Source organism: Nocardia sp. Marseille-Q1738 (assembly GCF_965283145.1).
This window is the reverse complement of the sequence record NZ_CBDIMS010000002.1, coordinates 63,367-86,241: the sequence shown is the minus strand read 5'-3', so window position 1 is coordinate 86,241 and position 22,875 is coordinate 63,367. Positions and strand designations below refer to the sequence as shown.

At 69.6% G+C, this 22,875-nt stretch carries 22 protein-coding genes; 14 read left to right on the top strand and 8 right to left on the bottom strand.

What is annotated here, in order from left to right; genetic code table 11:
* Positions 1-7: 7 nt before the first annotated feature.
* Both ACWPXK_RS08745 and cofD read right to left on the bottom strand, forming a co-directional pair.
* Positions 8-1,357, bottom strand: a complete 1,350-nt coding sequence (locus ACWPXK_RS08745; protein WP_454195561.1) for a coenzyme F420-0:L-glutamate ligase — start codon at positions 1,355-1,357, stop codon at positions 8-10.
* Positions 1,354-2,487 (bottom strand): 2-phospho-L-lactate transferase, encoded by a 1,134-nt coding sequence (gene cofD, locus ACWPXK_RS08740; RefSeq protein WP_454195560.1) that lies wholly within the window; start codon positions 2,485-2,487, stop codon positions 1,354-1,356. Before cofD ends, ACWPXK_RS08745 begins: the two co-directional genes overlap by 4 nt.
* A gap of 353 nt (positions 2,488-2,840) precedes the next feature.
* Here cofD and ACWPXK_RS08735 point away from each other — a divergent pair, with 353 nt between their 5' ends.
* The 7 genes from ACWPXK_RS08735 to ACWPXK_RS08705 all read left to right on the top strand — a co-directional run bounded on the left by ACWPXK_RS08735 (position 2,841) and on the right by ACWPXK_RS08705 (position 9,372).
* On the top strand, positions 2,841-3,074 hold the full coding sequence (locus tag ACWPXK_RS08735; RefSeq protein ID WP_029901515.1) for a WhiB family transcriptional regulator: 234 nt from the start codon (positions 2,841-2,843) through the stop codon (positions 3,072-3,074).
* Between the two features lie 125 nt (positions 3,075-3,199).
* The gene (locus ACWPXK_RS08730) at positions 3,200-3,679 is read left to right on the top strand and encodes a metallopeptidase family protein (RefSeq protein ID WP_169333889.1); all 480 of its coding nucleotides are present in this window, start codon (positions 3,200-3,202) and stop codon (positions 3,677-3,679) included.
* Positions 3,680-3,997: 318 nt separating this feature from the next.
* Positions 3,998-4,378, top strand: coding sequence for a DUF3499 domain-containing protein (locus ACWPXK_RS08725; protein WP_228838094.1), 381 nt, complete (start codon positions 3,998-4,000; stop codon positions 4,376-4,378).
* Positions 4,379-4,430: 52 nt separating this feature from the next.
* Positions 4,431-5,807 (top strand): phosphomannomutase/phosphoglucomutase, encoded by a 1,377-nt coding sequence (locus ACWPXK_RS08720; protein ID WP_454195559.1) that lies wholly within the window; start codon positions 4,431-4,433, stop codon positions 5,805-5,807.
* A 118-nt stretch (positions 5,808-5,925) separates the two neighbouring features.
* On the top strand, positions 5,926-7,125 hold the full coding sequence (locus tag ACWPXK_RS08715; protein ID WP_454195558.1) for a tobH protein: 1,200 nt from the start codon (positions 5,926-5,928) through the stop codon (positions 7,123-7,125).
* Entirely contained in the window at positions 7,125-8,345 is a 1,221-nt protein-coding gene (gene manA, locus ACWPXK_RS08710) for a mannose-6-phosphate isomerase, class I (protein WP_454195557.1), read from the top strand. The genes ACWPXK_RS08715 and manA overlap by 1 nt, the downstream gene beginning before the upstream one ends.
* Positions 8,346-8,445: 100 nt before the next feature.
* Complete coding sequence (locus tag ACWPXK_RS08705) at positions 8,446-9,372, top strand: cation diffusion facilitator family transporter (RefSeq protein WP_454195556.1); 927 nt, start codon at positions 8,446-8,448, stop codon at positions 9,370-9,372.
* Positions 9,373-9,451: 79 nt separating this feature from the next.
* Here ACWPXK_RS08705 and ACWPXK_RS08700 read toward each other — a convergent pair whose 3' ends face one another.
* Positions 9,452-10,921 carry a phytoene desaturase family protein gene (locus ACWPXK_RS08700; RefSeq protein ID WP_454195555.1) on the bottom strand — a complete coding sequence of 490 codons (1,470 nt, stop codon included), beginning with the start codon at positions 10,919-10,921 and terminating at the stop codon, positions 9,452-9,454.
* Between the two features lie 9 nt (positions 10,922-10,930).
* On the bottom strand, positions 10,931-11,512 hold the full coding sequence (locus ACWPXK_RS08695) for a TetR/AcrR family transcriptional regulator (protein WP_454195554.1): 582 nt from the start codon (positions 11,510-11,512) through the stop codon (positions 10,931-10,933).
* Positions 11,513-11,619: 107 nt separating this feature from the next.
* On the opposite strand from ACWPXK_RS08695, the gene ACWPXK_RS08690 reads away from it, so the two are divergent.
* Positions 11,620-12,045, top strand: a complete 426-nt coding sequence (locus ACWPXK_RS08690; protein ID WP_454195553.1) for a DUF4267 domain-containing protein — start codon at positions 11,620-11,622, stop codon at positions 12,043-12,045.
* 78 nt (positions 12,046-12,123) lie between these two features.
* Positions 12,124-12,339 (top strand): DUF4287 domain-containing protein, encoded by a 216-nt coding sequence (locus ACWPXK_RS08685; protein ID WP_067479091.1) that lies wholly within the window; start codon positions 12,124-12,126, stop codon positions 12,337-12,339.
* Positions 12,340-12,397: 58 nt separating this feature from the next.
* Here the strand turns inward: ACWPXK_RS08685 and ACWPXK_RS08680 are convergent, their stop codons facing one another.
* Entirely contained in the window at positions 12,398-13,762 is a 1,365-nt protein-coding gene (locus tag ACWPXK_RS08680; RefSeq protein WP_454195552.1) for a cation:dicarboxylate symporter family transporter, read from the bottom strand.
* Positions 13,763-13,947: 185 nt separating this feature from the next.
* Between ACWPXK_RS08680 and ACWPXK_RS08675 the strand changes: the two genes are divergently transcribed.
* Together ACWPXK_RS08675 and ACWPXK_RS08670 are read left to right on the top strand one after the other, a co-directional pair.
* Entirely contained in the window at positions 13,948-15,462 is a 1,515-nt protein-coding gene (locus tag ACWPXK_RS08675) for an ATP-binding protein (RefSeq protein ID WP_454196391.1), read from the top strand.
* On the top strand, positions 15,459-16,160 hold the full coding sequence (locus ACWPXK_RS08670; protein ID WP_454195551.1) for a response regulator: 702 nt from the start codon (positions 15,459-15,461) through the stop codon (positions 16,158-16,160). Before ACWPXK_RS08675 ends, ACWPXK_RS08670 begins: the two co-directional genes overlap by 4 nt.
* On the opposite strand, the gene ACWPXK_RS08665 is transcribed toward ACWPXK_RS08670, so the two are convergent.
* The 3 genes from ACWPXK_RS08665 to ACWPXK_RS08655 form a co-directional block, all read right to left on the bottom strand.
* Positions 16,161-17,468, bottom strand: a complete 1,308-nt coding sequence (locus tag ACWPXK_RS08665) for a cytochrome P450 (protein ID WP_454195550.1) — start codon at positions 17,466-17,468, stop codon at positions 16,161-16,163.
* A 119-nt stretch (positions 17,469-17,587) separates the two neighbouring features.
* Positions 17,588-18,310 carry a TIGR03089 family protein gene (locus tag ACWPXK_RS08660; protein ID WP_454195549.1) on the bottom strand — a complete coding sequence of 241 codons (723 nt, stop codon included), beginning with the start codon at positions 18,308-18,310 and terminating at the stop codon, positions 17,588-17,590.
* Positions 18,311-18,313: 3 nt separating this feature from the next.
* On the bottom strand, positions 18,314-19,738 hold the full coding sequence (locus ACWPXK_RS08655; protein WP_454196390.1) for an LCP family protein: 1,425 nt from the start codon (positions 19,736-19,738) through the stop codon (positions 18,314-18,316).
* Positions 19,739-19,982: 244 nt separating this feature from the next.
* On the opposite strand from ACWPXK_RS08655, the gene rfbD reads away from it, so the two are divergent.
* The 3 genes from rfbD to ACWPXK_RS08640 are packed head-to-tail and all read left to right on the top strand — an operon-like array spanning position 19,983 to position 22,873.
* A complete protein-coding gene (rfbD, locus tag ACWPXK_RS08650; RefSeq protein ID WP_454195548.1) occupies positions 19,983-20,852 on the top strand; it encodes a dTDP-4-dehydrorhamnose reductase in 870 nt (289 codons plus the stop codon).
* 11 nt (positions 20,853-20,863) lie between these two features.
* Positions 20,864-21,760, top strand: coding sequence for a glycosyltransferase family 2 protein (locus ACWPXK_RS08645; RefSeq protein WP_454195547.1), 897 nt, complete (start codon positions 20,864-20,866; stop codon positions 21,758-21,760).
* A gap of 33 nt (positions 21,761-21,793) precedes the next feature.
* Positions 21,794-22,873, top strand: a complete 1,080-nt coding sequence (locus ACWPXK_RS08640) for a mannose-1-phosphate guanylyltransferase (protein ID WP_040781878.1) — start codon at positions 21,794-21,796, stop codon at positions 22,871-22,873.
* Positions 22,874-22,875 lie beyond the last annotated feature (2 nt).

Sequence of the window (22,875 nt, the reverse complement as noted above, 5' to 3'; positions counted from 1 at the left end):
AGCACCGTCACAGCTCGACCAGCCCGGACCCGGCGCCGACCACCGGCCGTGGGGTCAGCTCTTCGAGCGGATGGCCGATGGCGATCGCGCCCAGCGGACTCCAATCCTCGGCCAAGCCCAGGACGTCGCGGGTGATTTCCGGCGCGAAGATGGTCGAACCGATCCAGCAGCTGCCGATCCCCTCGGCGGCCAGGGCGACCAGCAGCCCCTGCACCGCCGCGCCCACCGCGACGGTGAACATGGTGCGCTCATGGGCGCGCCTGCGCTCGTCTGCATAGTCGTGCGCCCCGTCCGGCACGCAGAACGGGATGATCACCTCGGGAGCGTCGAACAGGATCCGGCCGCGGGCGACCCGGCGCTCGATCCGCTCCGGCGTGAGTCCGTCGGCGGCCAGATCCGCGCGCCACTTCTCCGCCATCGCCTCCAGCAGCTGGGTACGCAGTCCCGGCTTGCGCAGCCAGACGAATCGCACCGGACGGGTGTGATGCGGGGCGGGCGCGGTCAGCGCGACCGACACCGCCGCCCGAATGCGTTCGGGATCGACCGGAGCGTCGGCGAACTGACGAATCGAGCGACGCAGCAGGATGGCCTCTCGACGCCCGCGCTCGATCGCCTCGGCGGTGCCGAGCCAGAACAGGTCCTCGGTACCGCCGCGCAGCAGGTCGGCGGCGCTGGATCCGTCGTCGACGACCGGCAGCCCGCGGACCACCGCGACCGGAACACCGCCGAGCTTGCCCTTGACCAGATCCGCGGCGGCGGCCAGCTCATCGGCTACGGCCACCTGGGTGACGGCCAGCTCGTTGCCCTGACCGTCCACCGCGCCCGCGTAGTCGTGCAGCACCCGAACCCCCGCCGCGCCGATGGCCGCGTCGGTCTGTCCATTGCGCCACGCACGGCCCATGGTGTCGGTGACGACCACCGCGACCGTCACGCCCAGCCGTTCGGCCACGGCAGCGCGCAGCGCCTTGGCGCTGGCGTCGGGATCGGTGGGAAGCAGCACCAACTCACCCTGTTCGACGTTCGAGCCGTCGACGCCGGAAGCCGCCTGCACGATGCCGAGCTTGTTCTCGGTGATCAGCGTGCGGCCCTTGCGGGCGAGCACCCGCACCGCCTCCTGGTCGATGAGCCTGCGCCGGGCGGCATCGCGTTCCTCGGGGTCGAGCGGCGCGTCCACGATGCGCCCTTCGACCTTCGCGACGATCTTGCTGGTGACCACGAGCACGTCGCCGTCGGCCAGCCACGGCGCGCAGCGCGCGATGTGCTCGGCGAGGTCGTCACCCGGCCGGAACTCCGGCAGCCCGGTGATGGGCAGAATGCGCAGCTCTCCGGCCGCGTGATCGGTCGGTGTGGTCGTCACGGCTTCACTCCGGCGAGCTCGAGCGCCTGACGCACCATTTCGGCGGTGGTCGGCGGGTCGGTCATCAACAAGGGCACGCTGCGCACCTCCACACCGGGCACGTCGGCGGTGTCGGTGCTGTGGATCAGCCAGCCGTCCAGGATTCCGGTGGCCGAACGCGCGCCGTAGTAGCGGCCGATCGCCTCGGCCGTGGTCTCCACCCCGATCACCGACAGGCACTCGTCGGCCATGCCGCGCAACGGCTTGCCGTCGATGACGCCGGAGACGCCGATCACTTTGGCCGCGGTGGTGCGCAGCGCGCCGCGGATACCGGGCACCGCCAGGATGGCGCCGATGCTCACGACGGGGTTCGACGGTGCGAGCAAGACCACATCAGCGGATTCTATGATTTCGATCACATTTGGCGCCGGTTGGGCTTCCTCGGCGCCAATTGTGGCGAATCCATGGGTCTCGATGTTCGCGCGGTAGCGAACCCACCACTCCTGGAAATGGATCGCGCGTCGTTCGCCAGGGTTGTCCGGATCGGTCACAACGACATGCGTTTCGCATCGATCGTCGGTTGCCGGGATCAGTTTCACGCCCGGCTGCCACCGGTTGCACAGCGCCTCGGTGACCGCGGAGAGCGGGTATCCGGCGCGCAACATTTCGGTGCGGATCAGATGCGTGGCGATATCACGGTCGCCCAAGCCGAACCAGTCCGGCTGCACGCGATATTTCGCGAGCTCCTCCTTGGCGTGCCAGGTCTCGCCGACCCGGCCCCAGCCCCGCTCGGTATCGATGCCGCCGCCCAGGGTATACATGCAGGTGTCGAGGTCGGGACAGATCCGGAGGCCGTGCATCCAGACGTCGTCGCCGACGTTCACGATCGCGGCGACGTCGGCCTCGGGCAGCAGTTCCCGGACGCCCTGAAGGAAACGCGCGCCGCCGACACCGCCGACCAGCACGGCGATCCGTGGTCCGTTCGCGGGTGTGCGGCCCGCTTGTTGTCCAGTCACATCCGCACAGCCTATGCGGTGGCGTGGCAACCCCCATTCGCGGCAAATTTGCTGTTTATTTGCTATTGCACGGTGCAAGATCAGTTCGGAATGCGGCTGCGGATAGTAACGGAATAGCGACGGCGGCTTGACCATCGACGCGTCCGGCGTGTCTAATCACAGTCATGTCATTCCGGGTTCGCGCGAGAGTTCAAGGCGCGAGCGGCATTTCGAACAGATGTTCGCATCGGGATGACAAGCTCGGGGACGTCCGCGGGACAACGTCGCGGGGTATGGCCGTCGGTGTGCGTGTTGGTCCGACGGAAAGAATCATTCTGCGCTAACACACAGTGAGGAGGCGGAGCGTGGCCAACGAGATGGTCTCGCCGACCGATTCCACAGCAGGCGCAGCACGTGGCGTCTGCGCAGACAACGGCTGGAAGGACGGAGAGGGGGGTGACGGAGTCGCGGCGCCCCGGCTCAGCCTGGTCGTGACCGGCTTCGACGAGATGTTCGAATCCATCGAAGAGCAATGGCAGGAGCGCGCTCTGTGCGCGCAGACCGATCCGGAGGCGTTCTTCCCCGAGAAGGGCGGCTCCACCCGTGAGGCCAAACGGATCTGCATGGGCTGTGAAGTACGCGACGAGTGCCTGGAGTACGCACTCGCGCACGATGAGCGCTTCGGCATCTGGGGCGGTCTCTCCGAGCGGGAGCGCCGCCGCCTCAAGCGCGGCATCGGCTGACCGACGTACGCGGCGCCCGGAGTCGTGGTCCCCACCAGGGCGGCTCCGGGCACAGCGACACGACCAGAGAAGATCTCGCCGCCTCGATGCGGACGCCCTCCGCCTGCTGGCCTAGATTTTGTGTCATGGCACGTTCCCGTAAGCGTCGACCGCCGACCGCCCGGTCGGTGACCCGCCGCGGCCGCGGGGTGCGCGGGCCGATGCTGCCACCCACGGTGCCGGCGTGGCGGACCCGCGGCCAGAAGTTCGACCGGCTGGTGCTGGAGGCGTTCGCCCCGCTGGACAGCCGCTGGCACGACCGGCTCACCAAGCTGGACATCGCCGTCGACGACGTTCCGAAAATCCGTCCGCTGCATCCGGATTCGGTCACCTGGCCGGACGAGGTCGTGGCCGACGGACCGGTGCCGCTGTCCCGCCTCATCCCGGCAGGCGTCGACCGGCACGGCGCGGCGACCCGCGCGCGGGTGGTGCTGTTCCGCAAGCCGCTCGAGCTGCGCGCCAGCGATCCCGACGACTTGGTGGACCTGCTGCGTGAAGTGCTGGTCCAGCAGGTCGCCACCTACCTCGGCGTCGACCCGGACGTGATCGATCCGGAAGCCGAGTGATTCGCACCCATCCACCCGGCCACGGCCCCCGAATGCCGTTGCGGAGTAAGCGTTACCTCCGCCTTCGCTCCGGCCGTGCGCGGACTGAGGATGGACTACGTCCGACAGCGCCCGTAAGGACACGTGCGGCCGCACGTGTACGCCGGCCACCCACTGGGTACCCGGTGAGCTCCAGCTCCGCGACACACCGCCGGCCGTGTCCTGCGCGGCCGCGGAATGCCGTGCTGCCCTCGTTCTGCTGAAAGCAGACCGAGATTCTTCAAGCGTGTCTGTCCCCATCGATGCGGCAGGGGGGTTACTCTCATCGGCGTGATTCCCATGCGTCGTTGCTGCCGTCCCGGCTGCAAGAATCCGGCCGTCGCGACGCTCACCTATGTGTACTCGGATTCGACGGCAGTGGTCGGGCCGCTCGCGACGGTCGCCGAACCGCACTCCTGGGATCTCTGCGAAACGCACGGCTCCCGAATCACCGCTCCGAAGGGCTGGGAACTGGTCCGCCACGAAGGCGGATTCTCCTCCAGCACACCGGATGACGACGATCTGACCGCGCTCGCGGAGGCGGTGCGCGAGGCCGGCCTACGCCGCCGCCCGCCGGAACACGAGCAGCGCGGCTACCGCGACTACACACCCCCGCCACCGCGCACCACACGCACCGGCCGTCGCGGCCATCTCCGGGTGCTTCCCGACCCGCCGTCCTGATCCGGCCAGGAGGGTGTCGGACCGGCCCGGCGCAACCACTAGGGTGTTGGGCATGACAGTCGCCCGCTCTGCCGAATTCGTGAACGCGGTGATCAAGGCTTACGACGTTCGCGGTGTGGTCGGTGATCAGATCGACGCGGAATTCGTCAGGGACGTCGGCGCGTCGTTCGCCAGGTTGATGCGCGCGGAGGGCGCGAGCCGGATCGTCATCGGACACGACATGCGGGACTCCTCCCCCGCGCTCTCGGCCGCCTTCGCCGACGGCGCGCTCGGCCAGGGACTCGACGTGGTGCACATCGGCCTCGCCTCGACCGACCAGCTGTACTTCGCCTCCGGCCACCTGGATTGCCCTGGCGCCATGTTCACCGCCAGCCACAACCCGGCCCGCTACAACGGCATCAAGCTGTGCCGCGCCAAGGCTCTCCCGGTCGGCCAGGACACCGGCCTGGCCACCATCAAGAACGAGCTGATCGAGGGCGTGCCCGATTACCCGGGCGAACGCGGCACCGCGACGGAACTGGATCTGCTCACCGACTACGCGGCCTACCTACGCGGCCTGGTCGATCTCGGCGGCATCCGCCCGCTCACCATCGCCGTGGACGCGGGCAACGGCATGGGCGGCCACACCGTGCCCGCGGTGCTCGGCACGCTGCCGCAGGTGACCATCGTCCCGCTGTATTTCGAGCTGGACGGCAGCTTCCCGAACCACGAAGCCAACCCGCTCGACCCGGCGAACCTGGTGGACCTGCAGAAGCTGGTCCGCGGTTCGGGCGCGGACATCGGCCTGGCCTTCGACGGCGACGCCGACCGCTGCTTCGTGGTCGACGAGAACGGCGACCCGGTGTCGCCATCGGCGATCACCGCGCTGGTCGCCGAGCGCGAGCTGGCCAAGGAGCCGGGCGCGGTGATCATCCACAATCTGATCACCTCGCGCGCGGTACCGGAGCTGGTGCACGAGCTGGGCGGGACGCCGGTGCGCACCAGGGTGGGCCACTCGTTCATCAAGCAGGAAATGGCCACCACCGGAGCCGTGTTCGGCGGCGAGCACTCCGCGCACTACTACTTCCGCGACTTCTGGGGCGCCGACTCCGGGATGCTCGCGGCGCTGCACGTGCTGGCCGCGCTCGGCGAGAAGGACCGGCCGGTGTCGGAACTGATGTCGTCGTACGCGACCTACGCGGCTTCCGGTGAGATCAACTCCACGGTGTCCGACGCGGCTGCTCGGACGATGGCCGTGGTGGATGCTTTCGCGGACCGGGCGCACTCGGTGGACCGGCTGGACGGGGTGACCGTGCAACTGGCCGACAACGCCTGGTTCAACCTGCGCGCGTCGAATACCGAGCCGTTGCTCCGGCTGAACGTCGAGGCCCGATCGGCGGAGGAAGTAGACGCACTCGTAACCGAGATCCTGAGCATCGTGCGCTCCTGACTGGAATAGTGGAATCACAGGCCTTGGATTCGCCCGACTCGGTCTCGGTATGGCAGCCCTACCGGGTGGGCGCGGGGGCGGAAACGACACAGCGCGATGAGGGGAGGTGGGACGCCCGATGATCGCTGGAACACCGGTGCTCGACCTCGACGATGCCGCTTCGCTCGAGGCAGCCGATGCCGGCGGCGCCCTGCGCTCGGCCGCCTCGGGCGGCGCCCAGGTGCGCGCCACCGCGGCGGCCGTTGGTGAGGACGCGCTGGCCCGCTTGGCCGATCTGCGACCGCGCAGCGTGGTACTGGTCTCCGGTTCCGGGCGTGCCGCGCGGGCCGCGGGCCTGCTCGTCGCCGCGCTCGGCGACCGTGCCGGCCTCCCCGTCGTGCCCGCCGCGGCCCTACCGCCGTGGGTGGGGCCACTGGATGTCGTGCTGGTCGCCGGCGACGACGCGGGCGACCCGCGGCTGATCGACGCTGTCGATCGGGCGTTGCGCCGCGGCGCCGAAGTGGTCGTCGCCGCGCCGCACGAAGGGCCGCTGCGTGCCGCGGCAGCCGGTCGCGCCGCACTGCTGGAGCCGAGAGTGCAGGTACTCGGGCACAATCGCCTGCTGCGCTTCCTGGCCGCCGGAATCGCGGTGCTGCGCGCGGTCGACCCGGTGCGCACCGGCGTGGCCGTCCCCGAGCTCACCGAGCTGGCCGACGTACTGGACGCGGAGGCGCTGCGCGACGGTCCACACAACGAGGTCTTCCACAATCCCGCCAAGACGTTGGCCGCGCGCATGCAGCAGCGCGGCATCGTGCTGGCGGGCGATTCACCGGCCGCCGCCGAATTGGCCGAGCACGGCGCCGAGGTGCTGCTGCAGTCCGCAGGCAAGGTGGCCACCGCGGTGGACCTGGCCGAGGCCGTGGCAGCCAAGGCCAGGATGAACGAGGCCGCAGGCGAATCCGCGCCCGATTTCGATCCGCTGTTCCACGACGAGGAACTCGACGGACCCGCTCCGGTGGAGCGCATGCGGGTGTTCGTGCTCAGCGCCGATCGCGATCGTGCCGCCGCGCGCCGCCGCATCGCGGTGTTCGGCGGCGAGTCGAATCTGGTGGACGCCGATCTGGTGAACGCCGACGTCGACGTGCTGCATACCGATATGACCGACCCCACCGCGCCCGGGCCGACCCGCGCCGAGGAGTCCGCGCCCGGACAAGGCACCGAACTCGAACAGCTCGCCGTGCTAGCGCTGCGGCTGGAGATGGCCGCCGCCTACCTGCGGCTGATCGGCTCCCGCGCCGTCGCGGCCGACAGCCAGGGGCAGTTCGGGGGAAGCTACTAGTGCACGAACTGGTTGGTGCGCTGCGTTCGTATGCCTGGGGGTCGCGCACCGCGCTCGCTCAGCTGTGCGGCAGGCCGGTGCCGTCCGCCCATCCGGAGGCCGAACTGTGGTTCGGCGCCCACCCCGCCGACCCCGCGTACGTGCGGCTCGGCGACCGCACCACCTCGCTGCTGGAGCTGGTCGCCGCCGACCCGGATCGGGAATTGGGCGCCGCCGCGGCGGAATTCGGCGGCAAGCTACCGTTCCTGCTGAAGGTCCTGGCGGCCGAGGAGCCGCTGTCCTTGCAGGCGCATCCGAGCATGGCGCAGGCCAAGGCCGGGTTCGACCGGGAGAACCGGGCCAAGGTGCCCTTGGACTCGCCGCTGCGCAACTACCGCGACGAGAACCACAAGCCCGAGTTGGTCGTCGCGCTGGATCGCTTCGAGGCGCTGGCCGGTTTCCGCGACCCGCACCGCACGGTCGCGCTGCTCCGCGCGCTGGCCGTGGACGCGCTGAGCTCCTACACCGATCTCCTTGCCGCGCAACAGGATTCGGATGGGCTGCGCACCTTGTTCACCACCTGGATCACGCTGCCGCAGCACGTGCTCGCCACGCTGCTGCCCGCGGTGCTGGACGGCTGCGTGCGGTATCTGTCCGGCAAGGGCACGCGCGAGTTCACCGCCGAGGCGCGCACCACGCTCGAACTCGCCGAGGCCTATCCCGGCGACGCGGGTGTGCTCGCATCGCTGCTGCTGAACCGGGTCACCCTGGAGCCGGGCCAGGGGTTGTTCCTCGCGGCCGGGAACCTGCACGCCTACCTGCGCGGGGTCGGCGTGGAGATCATGGCCAACTCCGACAACGTGCTGCGCGGCGGTCTCACGCCGAAGCACGTCGACGTGCCGGAGCTGTTGCGAGTGCTGGACTTCGAGCCGATCAGCCTGCCCGTCGTGCTGCCGGAGCCGGCGGGCGACGGGTCGGTGCGCTATCGCACGCCCGCGCCGGAATTCGCGCTGCGGCGCTTCGACCTCGTCGCGGGCTCGGCGCGGGTACCGCTCACCGCGGCGGGACCGGGCATCGTGCTGTGCACCGCGGGAACGGTGCGCCTGTGGCAGAACGACTCCTCGCTCGAGCTCACCCGCGGCGGCGCGGCCTGGATTTCCGCCGCCGACACCGACATTCGGGCCCAAGCGGTGGACGGTAACGTCCAGCTCTTCTGCGCGTGCGTCGGCGCGACCGCATGACCGGTCCGGGGCCTGCGGCCGTGCGCGGGCTGGAGACTGCGTCCGACCGCGCCCGTTAGGCTGTTCGCGGATAGCTCGAAGACAGAGAGGACATGCGGCCATGTCGGCTGGCGGTGGCAAGAAGGCGATCATCGCGGCGTTGACCGCGAATGCGGGAATCGCCGCGGCGAAGTTCGTCGGTGCGGCGATCACCGGCTCGGGATCGATGCTCGCCGAGGCCGTGCACTCCGTGGCCGATACCGGCAATCAGGGATTGCTGCTGCTCGGCCAGCGGCGCGCCGCGAAGGAAGCAACGGAGCTGCACCCATTCGGCTACGCGCGCAACCGCTACTTCTATTCGTTCATCGTGGCGCTGGTGCTGTTCACCCTCGGCTCCGGATACGCCATCTACGAGGGCATCCACAAGGTCCAGCATCCGGAGGAACTGACTTCGCCGATCGTGGCGATCGTGATCCTGGTGATCGCGATCGGGCTGGAGATCTACAGCTTCACCACCGCGGTCCGCGAATCCAAGCCGCTCAAGGGCGACGCGAGCTGGTGGCGGTTCATCCGCAATTCGCGCAGCCCGGAGCTTCCGGTGGTGCTGCTGGAGGACACCGGCGCGCTGGTCGGCCTGCTGCTCGCGTTGGCGGGCGTCGGGTTGACCATGCTCACCGGCGACCCGGTGTGGGACGGTCTCGGCACCCTGGCCATCGGCGCGCTGCTCGGTGTCATCGCCATCGTGCTGATCGTGGAGATGCAGAGCCTGCTGATCGGCGAGGGCGCCACGCCCGACGAGAACCGGCTGATCCAGGCGAACCTGGTCGACGACACCCGCATCGATCGCGTGATCCACCTCAAGACCCAGTATCTCGGTCCGGAGGAGCTGCTCGTGGCGGCGAAGGTCGGCGTGGTCCCGGGCCTGGACGTCGGCGCGATCGCGACCGCGATCGATGACGCCGAGTCGCGCGTCCGCGCGGCGGTACCGGCCGCGCGCGTTATCTACCTCGAACCCGACCTCTACCGCGCGGAACCTGCCAAGGGTTAGGTCCCCGCGAGGCGTGGCATGCCGCATACAGGCGCCGCACGGCGGGACGGCGAGGTCACCGGCATGATCTGCGAAAATCTCAGCGAACCTGAGGGGCTGGGGTGCGCAGGAGGTCGAGGGGGTCGGTGCGGATGGCGAAACGGTCGCGTAGGGCATGGCGTGCGGCATGCAAGCCGTTCATGCCGTGCACGCCCGGCCCGGGCGGGGTGGCCGAGGAGCACAGGTAGACGCCGGGAATGGAGGTGGCGTAAGGGTTCCAGCGCGGGGCCGGGCGGAATGCGAACTGGCGCAGGGTCATCGCGCCCGCGGAGATGTCGCCGCCGATGTAGTTGGCGTTGTGGGCAGGCATTTCGGCCGCGGTGCGCACGTTCTTGGCCACGATCAGGTCGCGGAAACCCGGTGCGAAGCGCTCGACCTGGGCGATCACGTTCTCGCTGATGTCGCGGGTCGAGCCGTTCGGCACGTGGGCGTAGGTGTAGAAGGTGTGGCCACCGGCTGGCGCGCGTGTGGGGTCGACCACGCCGGGCTGGATGGACAGCACATAGGGGCGTTCGGCATGTCGTCCCATGGCGACGGCGTGCTCGGCCGCCATGGCTTCGGCGCGGGTGCCGATCACGTGCACCGTTCCGGCCAGCGCACAGCCCTCGGCCTGCCACGGCACCGGACCGGAAAGTGCGAAGTCGACCTTGCAGGCCGCGCCGCCGTAGCGGAAACGCCGCAGTCGCTTCGCATAGCGGGCGGGCAACCGATGCTCCGCGATGCGCAGCAGTTCGGCCGGGGCGATGTCGAGCAGGATCGCGCGGGCGTCGGCGAACTCGTCCAGCGAGTCGACCCGGTGCCCGGTGTGCACTCGGCCGCCGAGACGTTCGAGCTCGGCGATCAGCGCGTCGGGTATCGCCTGGCTGCCGCCGCGCGGAAGAACCCAGCCCCCGGCATGGGCCAGGGTGGCCAGCATCAGCCCGGCCCCGGCCGCCGTGATCGCGCGGGGCGGGATGATGGCGTGGGTGGCGACGCCGGTCAGCAGGGCGGGCGCGACCTCTTCGCGGAACCTGATGTCCCACAGCGGAGATCCCTGCTCGAACGTGCGCAGGCCGAACCGGATCGCGGTCGCGAGCCCCGATGGCACGCGACGCAGATCCGACATCCCGACTTCGACCACGTCCGGCCAGTGCCGCACCAGCGGCGCGAGCAACCTGCGCCAGGCCGCGCCGTCACGACCGAGGTCATCCACGGTCCGCTCCAGATCCCGCCAGGCCAGCCCGGCCACACCGCCGTCGAGCGGATGCGCGTAGGACACCTCCGGGGCGAGCAGCTCGACACCGTGCGCGGCCAGATCGAACGCGCGGAACACCGGTGACGCCAACGCCATCGGATGCGCCCCGGCGCACACGTCGTGCCGGTAGCCGGGCAGCGTCAGCTCGGCCGTCCGCGATCCGCCCCCCGGCGTCGCCTCCGCCTCGTAGACCTCCACTGCCAGCCCTGCCCTGGCCATGATCACCGCGGCGGCGAGCCCGTTCGGCCCGGAGCCGACCACCACCACATCAGCCATACCCCCACGCTACCGGCCGATGGCGGCAAGCCATTCCGCGACGAGCAGGGTGAGGCGTTGGTCCAGCAACTCGGGACGCAGGCGTCCGGCGCGTTCGAGCGTCGCCAGCCCGTGCACGGTGCTCCAGGCCACCTCGGTGCGGGCACCGAGGTCGGGATCGTCGACCAAGGGGCGGAACATGGCTTGCAGCTCGGCGAAGCCCTCGCGCAGCGGCAGGGGTGCTTCGAGTCCGAACGTGAGGTCGGTGCTCATCAGGAACATCGCGTCGTAGAGCGCCGCGTTGGCCGTGGCGAATTCCAGGTAGGCCCGCGCGACCCGGCGCAGCCGGTCGGCGCCGTCGCCTGCCTCGGCATGCGCCTGGCGCAGGACCGTGGTGAGTTCGGCGAATCCCTGTTCCGCGACAGCCGAGACGATCGCCGACTTGCCCGCGAAATGGCTGTAGAGCACGGGCTGGCTGTATTCGATCCGGTCGGCGAGACGGCGCACGGTCACCGCTTCCCAACCCTGAGCTTCGGCGAGCTCGCGTGCGGTGTCGACGATGCGCTGCCTGCGTTCGGCCCGCTCTCGTTCCTTACGCATCTGAGTGGTCATGCCGGAATTCTAGCTCCGCTAGACAAACTATCGACGCTCGGCTAACCTCACTATCGGACTAGCAACGCTAGATTTCAGAGCAGAGATAAGAAGCCAGGAGCATCGCCATGAACCTCTCCCGTATCGCCACCGTCCTGTCCCTGATCGGCGCCGCATTCATCCTCTACATCGGGATCAGCTACCTGGTCGCCCCCGACACCATCGCCCCCGGCTTCGGCCTTCCCGCCTGGCCGGACGGTGACGCGGCGGCGTTCATGAACCTGAAAGGCGTACGGGATACCGTCTTCGGCGTGCTGATCCTGGTCCTGCTCGGCCTCCGGCAGCGGTACGCGCTCGGTGTCGTGACCCTGGTCGTCGCGTTGGTGCCGGTCGGCGACATGCTCACCGTGCTGAGCTGGAACGGTTCCGCCGCCGCGGCATTCGGCATCCACGGCGTGACCGCCGCGGTGGTCGCGCTCACCGGCGCGCTGCTGATCCGCGAGCACGGCCTGCGCGACGGTCGCGAGGCAGGTGCCGTAGCCGCGACCGCGTGATGTCCCCGCCCAACCGATGAGTTGCCGGAACTCGTCCCGTCATCACAATCGAACGCACGACGAGCAAGGAGATCGACCATGGCGACCAAGCCGCACGGCCCCGCGTCCTACTTTCCCTCCATCGAGGCCAAGTACGGCCGCACCATCGACGAGTGGAAGGCCGCCATGCGCGCCACCGGTCTGACCTCGCACAAGGAACTCGTCGAGTGGCTGAAGACCGAGCACGGCTTCGGGCACGGCCACGCCAGCGCGATCACCCAGCACCACCTCCACCCGGAGAAGTGGGCGGCCTGACCCGGACGCCACGAAGGGCCCGCAGATCATGCGGGCCCTTCGTCGTTCACCGTGCGGTTTACGCCTTGACCAGATCTGTGGCCTCGGCCTCCTGGGTGAGCGGTGCGCCGGGCGTCCCGTGGTCGTCGTCGACCATGGTGCGCTCGTCGAACGGCAGCTTGCGGTCGAGCACCTCGCGTACCCGGTCGGCGTCGACGGTCTTGGTCCAGGTACCGATCAGCACCGTGGCGGCCGCGTTACCGGAGAAGTTGGTCAGCGCCCGCGCCTCGGACATGAAACGGTCGATGCCGACGATCACGCCGACGCCGTCGAGAAGCTCGGGCCGGTGGCTCTGCAATCCGCCCGCCAGCGTGGCCAGGCCCGCGCCGGTGACGCCCGCCGCACCCTTGGACGCGACGATCATGAACAGCAACAAGCCGACTTGCTCGCCGATGGACAGCGGCTTGCCCATCGCCTCGGCGATGAACAGCGACGCCATCGTCAGGTAGATGGCGGTGCCATCGAGGTTGAACGAATACCCGGTCGGCACGACGACACCCACCGTCGTGCGCTCGACACCGAGGTGATCCATTTTCGCGATCAAACGCGGCAGCGCCGATTCCGAGGACGAGGTCGCGACGATCAGCAGGTACTCCCGCGCGAGGTAGCGAACCAGCTTGAAGATCGACACCCGCGAGACGGCCCACAGCAGCACGCCCAGCACACCGAAGACGAAGACCAGGCAGGTCAGGTAGAACGCGATCATCAGCGTGCCCAGCTTCACCACCGCGTCCAGGCCGGTCTTGCCGACCACGTTCGCGATCGCGCCGAACGCGCCGACCGGGGCCAGCCACAGGATCATCACCAGGATCCGGAACACCAGCTTCTGCAGCAGCGCCACCCCACGCACGATCGGCTCGCCCGCCGTGCCCATGGCCTGCACCGCGAACCCGACCAGCAGCGCGACGAACAGCGCTTGCAGGACGTTGCCCGCGGTGAGTGAGGACAGCAGTGTGGAAGGGACGATGTTCTGGATGAAGTCCCAGGTGCCGCCCGCGCTGTGCGCCTTGTCGGCCAGATCGTGACCGGCTTTGGTCGACTTGGCGATACTCAGCCCGGTGCCCGGTTGCAGCAGGTTGCCGACGACCAGGCCGATCCCGAGCGCGATGGTCGACATGACCAGGAAGTAGCCGAGCGCCAAACCGCCGACCTTGCCGACCGTGGTCGCCGCCCGCACCGAGCCGATCCCGAGCACGATGGTGCAGAAGATGACCGGAGCGATCATCATCTTGATGAGATTGACGAAGATGGTTCCCAGCGGCGCGAACGACTGCGCGACGCCGGGCGCCAGCCAGCCGACCAGTACGCCCGCGACCACCGCCACGATGACGGCCAGGTACAGCCAATGGGTGCGGTCGTGCCGCGTTCGAGTCGAGTCGCTCATGGCGAGGGTTTCCCTTCGAGAGGTACCGAAGTGAGGTGGCTCACGCCCCCCAGGCAGAATGATGGTCGGCCGGGTGACTCCGGTCACTGTTTGGTGCATTACTTTCAGTGGAGGAAGAGCGTGTGAGACTCAGGCGGCTCTCCCTCGCCGGTCAGGCCTTCGTCTTCCAGTTGGTCGTGCTAGCGATGATGGTCGTGATCGCCGCGGTGCTGGCGGTGCTGGACGCCAGGCGCGACAGCGACGTCATCACCACCCGCGAGGTCACCGACGTCGCGGTGACCGTGGCCGATTCGCCCTTCACCATCGAAGCCGTCCGCAGCCCCGACCCGGCGGCGCTGCTGCAGCCGGTGACCGAGGAGATCCGGCGCGAGACCGGCATGGACTTCATCGTGATCATGGCGCCGGACCGGACCCGCTACACGCACACCAACCCCGCGATGATCGGACTGCCGTTCAGCGGCACCATCGATCGCGCGCTGGCGGGTGAGACGTTCACCGAGACCTACACCGGCAGCCTCGGTCCCTCCATCCGGGCGGTCACCCCGGTCTACGACGACGGCAGGATCGTCGCTCTGGTCGCCGTGGGGGTGACCCGCGCCAAGATCGGCGACCAGGTCGCCACCCAGTTCCCCGTGATCCTCGGCGTCGCGGGCGCGGGGTTGCTGATCGCGGCGATGGGATCGTTCCTGCTGAGCCGCCGGCTACGGCGGCAGACCCACGGCCTCGCGCCCGACGAACTGCGCGTGATGTACGAGCACCATGACGCCGTGCTGCACTCGGTCCGCGAAGGATTGATGGTGTTCGGACCGTCCGGCGAGAACGCCGAGGTGGTCAACGACGAGGCGCGCCGCCTGCTCGACCTGCCCGCGGGCGCGGTGCGGCGCAGCGACCTCCCGCTGTCGCTACAGCGGATGAGTTCGGGCACCGTGCGCGACGAGATGCATGTGACCACCGATCGGATCCTGCTGGTCAACCAGGACACCGTGGAGTGGGAGGGGCGCCAGATCGGCACGGTGATGACGATTCGCGACCACACCGAATTGCAGGCGGTGATGGGCGAACTCGATTCCGTTCGCAGCTTCGCGGAGTCGTTGCAGGCGCAGGCGCACGAAAGCGCGAACCGGCTGCACACGGTGGTCACCATGGTCGAACTCGGCCGTCATCAGGAGGCCGTCGAGTTCGCCACCTCCGAGCTCCAGATGTCCCAGGCGCTGATCGACCGGCTGTTCGCGGCGGTCGGCGCGCCCGCGCTCGCCGCGCTGCTGCTCGGCAAGGTGAATCAGGCGGCCGAACGCGGCATCGAGCTGACCATCACCGACGACACCGCCCTCGGCTCGGTGGACCCGCTGTCGCCGCAGGAAACCGTCACGTTGGTCGGCAATCTCGTCGACAACGCGATCGACGCCGCGGCCGACAGCCCATCCGGCTGGGTGGAGGTGACGCTGCGGCATCAGGATGTGGACGCAGCAGCCGACGGCGCGTCGATGCTGGTCGTCCGGGTCGCCGACAGCGGGCCCGGGATGTCGGCGGAGATGTTCGCGCGCGCGTCGCAACGTGGCTATTCGACCAAAGCGGCCCATCACGGGCTCGGTCTCGCACTGGTCCACCGGCTGGTGGCCCGCCACGGCGGAACCATCCGCACCCAACGGGATCCCGAAAGCGCGGTGACCGTGACGATTCCACGAAAGGAAGCAGGATGATCCGAGTACTGATCGTCGAGGACGAGCCGCTGATCGCCGAAGCGCATCGCGCCTATGTGGAGCGCATCGCCGGATTCACGCCCGTCGGCGTTGCCCATACCGGACGCGAGGCGATGCGCGCGGCGGCCGACGCCGCGGCCGAGGGCACTCCGATCGACTTGGTGCTGATGGACATCGGGCTGCCGGACGCGAGCGGCTTGGACGTCGCCGCCGCGCTGACCGGGCTGGCGCCGCGCCCGGACGTCATCGCGATCACCTCCGCGCGCGACCTCGCCATGGTGCGCTCCGCCGTGTCGCACGGGGTCGTGCTCTATCTGCTGAAGCCGTTCACCTTCGCCGCGTTCCGCGACAAGCTGGACCGCTACCGCGAGTTCCGCACCGCGCTGCCCGCGGGCGAGAGCGCCATCTCGCAGCACGACATCGACCGGGCGTTGAGCGCGTTGCGCACTCCCGACCAGCGCGCCGCCACTCCCAAGGGCGTCGCGCCGCAGACGCTCGACGAGATCTCCCGCGCGGTGCGCGCCGCCGAGAGCGAGGGCGTCACGGCCGCGGACACCGCGACCGCGATCGGGGTCTCCCGCATCACTGCCTGGCGCTACCTGGAGAAACTGGCCGACGACGGCTTGGTGGTCCGGCGCTCGGACTACGGCAGAGCAGGTCGTCCGAAGACCCGCTACGTCTGGAAGAGCACCGGCTGATCACACCGCCGACGGTTCCGGCGCGGACGCACGGCGGCCGAGCTGGACGGGCATCCGCTCATAGCCGTGCAGGGTGAACAGCTCGCGCCGCTTCGGCGCACCATCCAGGCGCAGGTCGGGGAACCGCTCGAACAACGCCTGCAGCGCGTGGACGCCCTCCATCCTGGCCAGGCTGGCGCCGAGGCAGACATGCACGCCGCTGCTGAACGACAGATGGTCCTTCGCGTTCTCGCGCCCGACGTCGAACCGTCCGGGATCGGCGAAGACCGCGGGGTCGCGGTTGGCGCCCGCCAGCGACAGCACCACCGTGTCGCCCTTGCGCACCAGGACGCCGTCGAGCTCCACGTCGGTCAATGCGGTCCGCGCGGTGGTGTGCACCGGCGAGTCGAAGCGCAAGATCTCCTCGACGGCATTGGACCACAGCTCCGGCTCGGCACGCAGCCGCTCCAGCTGGTCGGGATGGGCCAGCAGCTGTGCCACGCCGTTGCCGATCAGGTTGACCGTCGTCTCGAAACCGGCGCCCATGAGCAGGCTCGCGGTGGCCTTCAGCGCGAAGGAGTCCAGCTCGCCCGCGGTGACCAGGCTGCTGAGGATGTCCTCGCCCGGCTCGCGGCGCAGCCGTTCGATGTGCCGGTCGAGGTAGTCGTTCATCACCTCCATGGACCGCAGGGCCGTGCGGTACGCGCGCCATGGGATGCCGATGTCCAGCAACGGCGTCATCCGATCGCCCCAGTCGAGGAACCTCGCCTTGTCCTCGTCGGGGAAGCCGAGCATCTCGGAGATGATCGCGATCGGCACCTGCGAGGCGTAGGACTCGATCAGATCGGCGGAGCCGTGCGCGGGCAGCGCGTTCAGCAGTTCCTCGGTGACCGTCTCGACGCGGTCGCGCAGCCTGCGGATGGCGCGCGGGGTGAACGCCGAAGCGACCGGCTTGCGCATCCGCGTGTGCTCCGGCGGATCGATCACCAGCATCGACGGCGGTTCCACCGGGTTCGGCGGGAGCGGAAAGCGCTCGGCCAGCTTCTGCAGCGGTTTGGGGATGTTGAAGCTCTCCGTGGTGCGCACCCCGAAGCGGGGATCGCGCAGGATGGAACGGCACAGCTCGTGGTCGAAGATCGCCCACGCGATCGAGGTCCGCAGCAGCCTGCCTTGCCCGCGCAACTGCTCGATCAGCGGATAGGGGTCGGCGCAGCCGGCGGGCCCGCCCATCAATTCGGCGAACGGGTCGCCCTGGCGGGCCTGTAGACGCAGGACGAGGCGAGGCGCGCCCTGCACCGACAACCAGCGGAACCAATACTGCGGCTTCATAGTTCAACCCCGTCGTTGTGCGATGACTCCACCGTACGGAAGTCCGCGAACTTGTGGAACGTCCTATGGTCGGATCGGTGCCTATACCGCGGTAGGAGCCGGCGCCGTACGGGGATCGCTCACAGACGCTGCGCGGTCACCCGTTCGGAAGTGATGCGCCGGTCGCGCAGCGCCGGATCCGGGTTGACCACCTGCACCAGCGAGGCGCCCGCGGCGAGCACCGCGACGTAGCCATCGATGAGCTCGGCCGGGGTGTCCCACGGCGTGCTGGACAGCACCCGGTCACCCTCGGCGAAGCCTTGCCGCAGAGCCGATTTCCGTGCCTCGGCGAGCACCTCGGCGACCGGCATGCCCTCCAGCGCGACACCGGCGCCACGGGGCAGGAACTGGTCGCCGTGCACACGCACCGAGGTGGCGAAATCGGTGACGCCCACCGGCAGATCACGCACCGGGGCGCCCATGGCGTCCAGCGACAGGGCCGCGACCTCACCGGCGCCGTCGGTGTCGTCGAGGCGGTCGGGGGTCGCCAAGGCCAAGTCGGCGTCCTCGTCCGGGTGCAGCACCACCTCGGTGCCCGCCCACCAGCAGCCGAGCAGCACCGCGGCGGTCTGCCAGTGCGCGGGCAGCAGCACGGCGACCCGGGCGCCCGGGCTCAGGCCGAACTCGTCGCGAATCAGGTTGGCCGTCTTGGCCGCCCAGTTCGCCAGCGTCAGGCCGGACAGTTCGATCCGAGCGCCGGTCGCGTCGTCGTAATAGGTGACGCGCGGGCCCGCCGGCTCGCGGGCGAGGATCGGATCGAGTACCGCTTCGGTGAGTGTGTGTGCCTGGTGGATGTCACGCATGGTTCAGTTCACGCATTTCGGTCCGTTCTGGCCTGCATCGATCGGTGGGGCGGGTGGGACAGGTGTCGCGGAGGTCGACGTTCCGGAGAAGTCGAACACCCGCCCGGCCGCCGAGCCCGGACCAGAATAGTCGCTCGCCAGCACGACGCTCACCGAATCCGGGGACAGTGTCGGATCCGCGAGAACCGGCAGCCCGCCCAGCGCCGTGGCCACCGCCTTGGCCTTCGAGTTCGACGGGTCCGCCGCGAGCACCCGGCTGCCCGTGACACGCTCTCCGGTGTAGTTGGACACCGCGCCCGGGCGGAATCCCTTGGCACTCAGCGCCTGCGCCACCTCCGCCGCGAGTCCGCCGACGCCGCCCGCGTTGTAGACGTCGACGGTCACCGTCGCGGGATCGCTACCCGGCTTGGGGGTCCGCGTGGGTTCCACCTCGCCGACCAGCGAGGCGATGTAGGTCTTGACCGCCTTCGGCTCCACCTTGACCACGGATTCTCCGCTGCTGGTCTCGCCGTTGAGGTCGGCCACCGGAATGGTCTCGAAGGTCACCTGCCCGCCGGAGAGATCCTTCAGTTGCTGGAGGAAGGCGAGCACATCCCAGCCCTCGTCCACCACGATCGTCCGTCCCACCGCGTCGCTGAGCTTGTGCAGCGTGCCCGGACTGCTGAGCGTCTTCGCGCTGAGGATCTGCTGGACCAACTGCGCCATGAACACTTGCTGGCGCACGATGCGATCGATGTCGCCGCGCGGCAGATTGTGGCGCTGGCGCACGAAACTCAGCGCCCGCGACCCGTCCAGGCGCTGACGGCCCGCGGGGAAATCGGCGCCGGACATCCATTCGTCGACCGGGTTGCGCAGGCACACCTCGACGCCGCCGACCGCGTCGGTGAGCAGCACGAAGCCGAGCAGGCTCACCTCGGCGTAGTGGTCGACGGTGAGCCCGGTCAGGGTCGCCACGGTCTTGATCAGAGCGTGCCTGCCCGCCTGGGTGGACTGCCGCTGCGCGTCGGTCTCCGAGACGCCCTGCTCGGTCAGCTTCACGTACTGGGCCGCCTTGGTCGCGCCGTAGGCCGAGTTGATCTTGCCCATGCCGAGGCCGGGAATGTCGACGTAGGAGTCGCGCGGAATGGAGATCGCGGTGGCCGAGCGCCCGTCGTTCGGCACGCGCAGCAGCACGATGGTGTCGGTGTTGGTGCCGGACTCGTCGCCCGCGTGCAGGATGGCCCGCTCGCGATCGGACAGCGGATTGCCGTGCGCGTCGGTCCGGCTGTCCACGCCGACCAGCAGGATGTCCACCGCGCCGTCGCGGCCGCCGCCGAGCCCGAGGTCACCGATGCGCTCGATGTTGGCGACCAGCGCATCGACGCTGCGCCAGGCGAATCCGGTGAGCACGAGCACGAGGACGGCGGCGGCCGCTGCCAACGAGCGCAACGGTCCGAACGACTGCGTGCTGGGCCGGGGCGGCCGCGACGAAACCGATGTGCCCCTCCGCTGCGACAACTCTGCATCCTCTCGCCGAAACTGGGTTCATGGCGACGTATGCGCAATCGCTCCGCCACCTATGGTTCCCGCCCGCCCCGCCCCGGTTTCGGGATCCCCCCGACGCCTCGAGCTAACGAACGGTTATTGCGAAGGACCTCAACCGCGAGTGCGGCGGCATGCCAGACTTGCGCCCGTGACCGACCTCACCGCGCCCGAAACCACCGTATCCGCACGCCTCGTCGTCACCGGGGCGCACGGGCAGGTGGGCCGGGAACTGCTGCGTCTCGCTCCGGCCGCCCACGGCTACGGGCGCGCCGAACTCGACATCACCGACCCCGCCGCCGTGCGCGCGGTACTCACACCCGGCGACGTGGTGCTGAATTGCGCCGCTTACACCGCCGTCGATCGGGCCGAAACCGAGACCGAGGCAGCGTACGCGGGTAACGCGACCGGACCGGCCATGCTCGCCGAGGCCTGCGCGGCGCTCGGTGCCCGGCTGATCCATCTGTCCACCGACTATGTCTTTCCAGGTACCCACCAGCGGCCATATGACACCACCGATCCGCCCGGACCCGCGTCCGTCTACGGAAAGTCCAAGCTCGCGGGCGAGCAGGCGGTGCTGGCCGGGTGCCCGAACGCACACGTGGTGCGCACCGCCTGGGTATACACCGGGCGCGGCGGCGATTTCGTCGCGACGATGCTGCGGCTGGAACGGGAACGCGACACCGTCGACGTGGTAGACGACGAGGTCGGCTCACCCACCTACGCCGCCGATCTGGCCGCGGCACTGCTGGAGCTGGCGGGGCGGCCGGACGCACCGCGCGTCCTGCACGCTACCAACGCGGGCCAGGCCAGCCGGTTCGAACTCGCCCGCGCGGTGTTCGCGGGGATCGGCGCCGACCCGGAGCGGGTCCGGCCCTGTGACTCGTCCGCGTTTCCCAGACCCGCACGGCGCCCGGCATATTCGGTGCTGTCGCCGCGTGCCTGGGACAACGCCGGGCTGACTCCCCTGCGCGCTTGGCGGACGGCACTGGGGGACGCACTGGCGCACCGGTCCGGCTAGGGTTGACGGTCGTGAGTGATTCCGATTCCGCCGCGCCCGCGAGCCTGGCCGTCGTCACGGTGACCTACTCGCCGGGTGAACACCTCGAGCACTTCATCACCACCCTCGCCGCGGCCACCGCGGAGAAACCGCAGGTGATCCTCGCCGACAACGGCTCGGTGGACGGCGTTCCCGAGCTGGTCGCCGAGGCCAACTCGCACGTGCGGCTACTGCGCACCGGCGGCAACATCGGCTACGGCGGCGCGATCAACCGGGCCGTCGCGGAGATCGATCCGGCCATCGAGTTCATCGTGATCGCCAACCCCGACATCCGCTGGGGCGCCGATTCCATCGACAAGCTGCTCGCGGCGGCCAAGCGCTGGCCACGCGCGGGCGCCCTCGGGCCGCTGGTGCTGGAGCCGGACAGCACCGTGTATCCGTCCGCCCGGCGGGTCCCGGGACTGCTCGACGGCGCCGGTCACGCGATCCTGGGCACGGTGTGGAAGTCCAACCCGTGGACCCGCCGGTACCGGCAGGAGAACGAGGAGATCTCCGAGCGGGCGGTCGGCTGGCTGTCCGGGTCGTGCCTGCTGGTACGGCGCGCCGCGTTCGACTCGATCGACGGCTTCGACTCGCGCTACTTCATGTACATGGAGGACGTCGACTTCGGCGACCGGATGGGCAAGGCGGGCTGGCACAACGTGTTCGTGCCGGACGCCGAGGTCACCCATGCCAAGGGGCATGCCGCGGGCCGCCATCCCGAAGTCATGCTGCCCGCCCACCACGCCAGCGCCTACCGGTTCCAGGCCGACCGGCATCCGCACTGGTGGCAGGCGCCGCTGCGGCTGGCGCTGCGGGCCGGACTTGCGCTGCGCTCCAAGGTTGCGGTTCGATCTGCCCTGCGCCAACAGGCGCGCGATGCCGGATAGCCGGCGTCACGACGTTGTGAACAGGGGAGCTTGATGGCAGGAAATGCAGGCACCGACGCCGTGATCCTGGTCGGCGGACAGGGCACGCGGCTGCGTCCGTTGACCCTCTCGGCGCCCAAGCCGATGCTGCCGACGGCCGGGTTGCCGTTCCTGACCCATCTGCTCGCCCGCATCGCGGAAGCCGGGATCACCCACGTGGTGCTGGGCACCTCGTTCAAGGCGGAGGTGTTCGAGGAGCACTTCGGCGACGGCTCGGAGCTGGGGCTGGAGATCGAGTACGTCACCGAGACCGAGCCGCTCGGCACCGGCGGCGCCATCCGCAACGTGCTGCCCAAGCTGCGCGCAGACAACGTGATGGTGTTCAACGGCGACGTGCTCGGCGGCACCGACCTCGGCGCGGTGCTCGACACGCACGAGTCGACCCGTGCCGACGTGACATTGCACCTGGTCCGGGTGAGCGATCCGCGCGCGTTCGGCTGCGTGCCCACCGACGAGGACGGCCGGGTCACCGCGTTCCTGGAGAAGACCCAGGATCCGCCGACCGACCAGATCAACGCCGGGTGCTACGTCTTCCGCCGCGAGTACATCGAGAAGATCCCGGCCGGGCGTCCGGTGTCGGTGGAGCGCGAGGTGTTCCCCTCGCTACTTGCCGAGGGGGCCCGCCTCCAAGCGCATGTCGACACTTCCTACTGGCGCGACATGGGCACCCCCGAGGACTTCGTCCGCGGCTCCGCCGACCTGGTACGCGGTATCGCCCCCTCCCCCGCGCTGCCTGGTCAGCGCGGTGAATCGCTGGTACACCCCGGCGCGGGCGTCGCCCCGGGTGCGGTGCTCATCGGCGGCACGGTCGTCGGCCGCGGCGCCGAGATCGGCGCGGGCGCACGCCTGGACGGCGCGGTCGTCTTCGACGGCGCGAGGATCGAAGCGGGCGCCACCGTCGAACGCACCATCATCGGCTTCGGCGCCCGGATCGGCCCACGCGCCCTCGTCCGCGACGGCGTCATCGGCGACGGCGCGAACATCGGCGCCCGCTGCGAACTCCTCCGCGGCGCCCGGGTCTGGCCCGGCGTCGAGATCCCCGACGGCGGCATCCGCTTCTCCACCGACGTCTGACG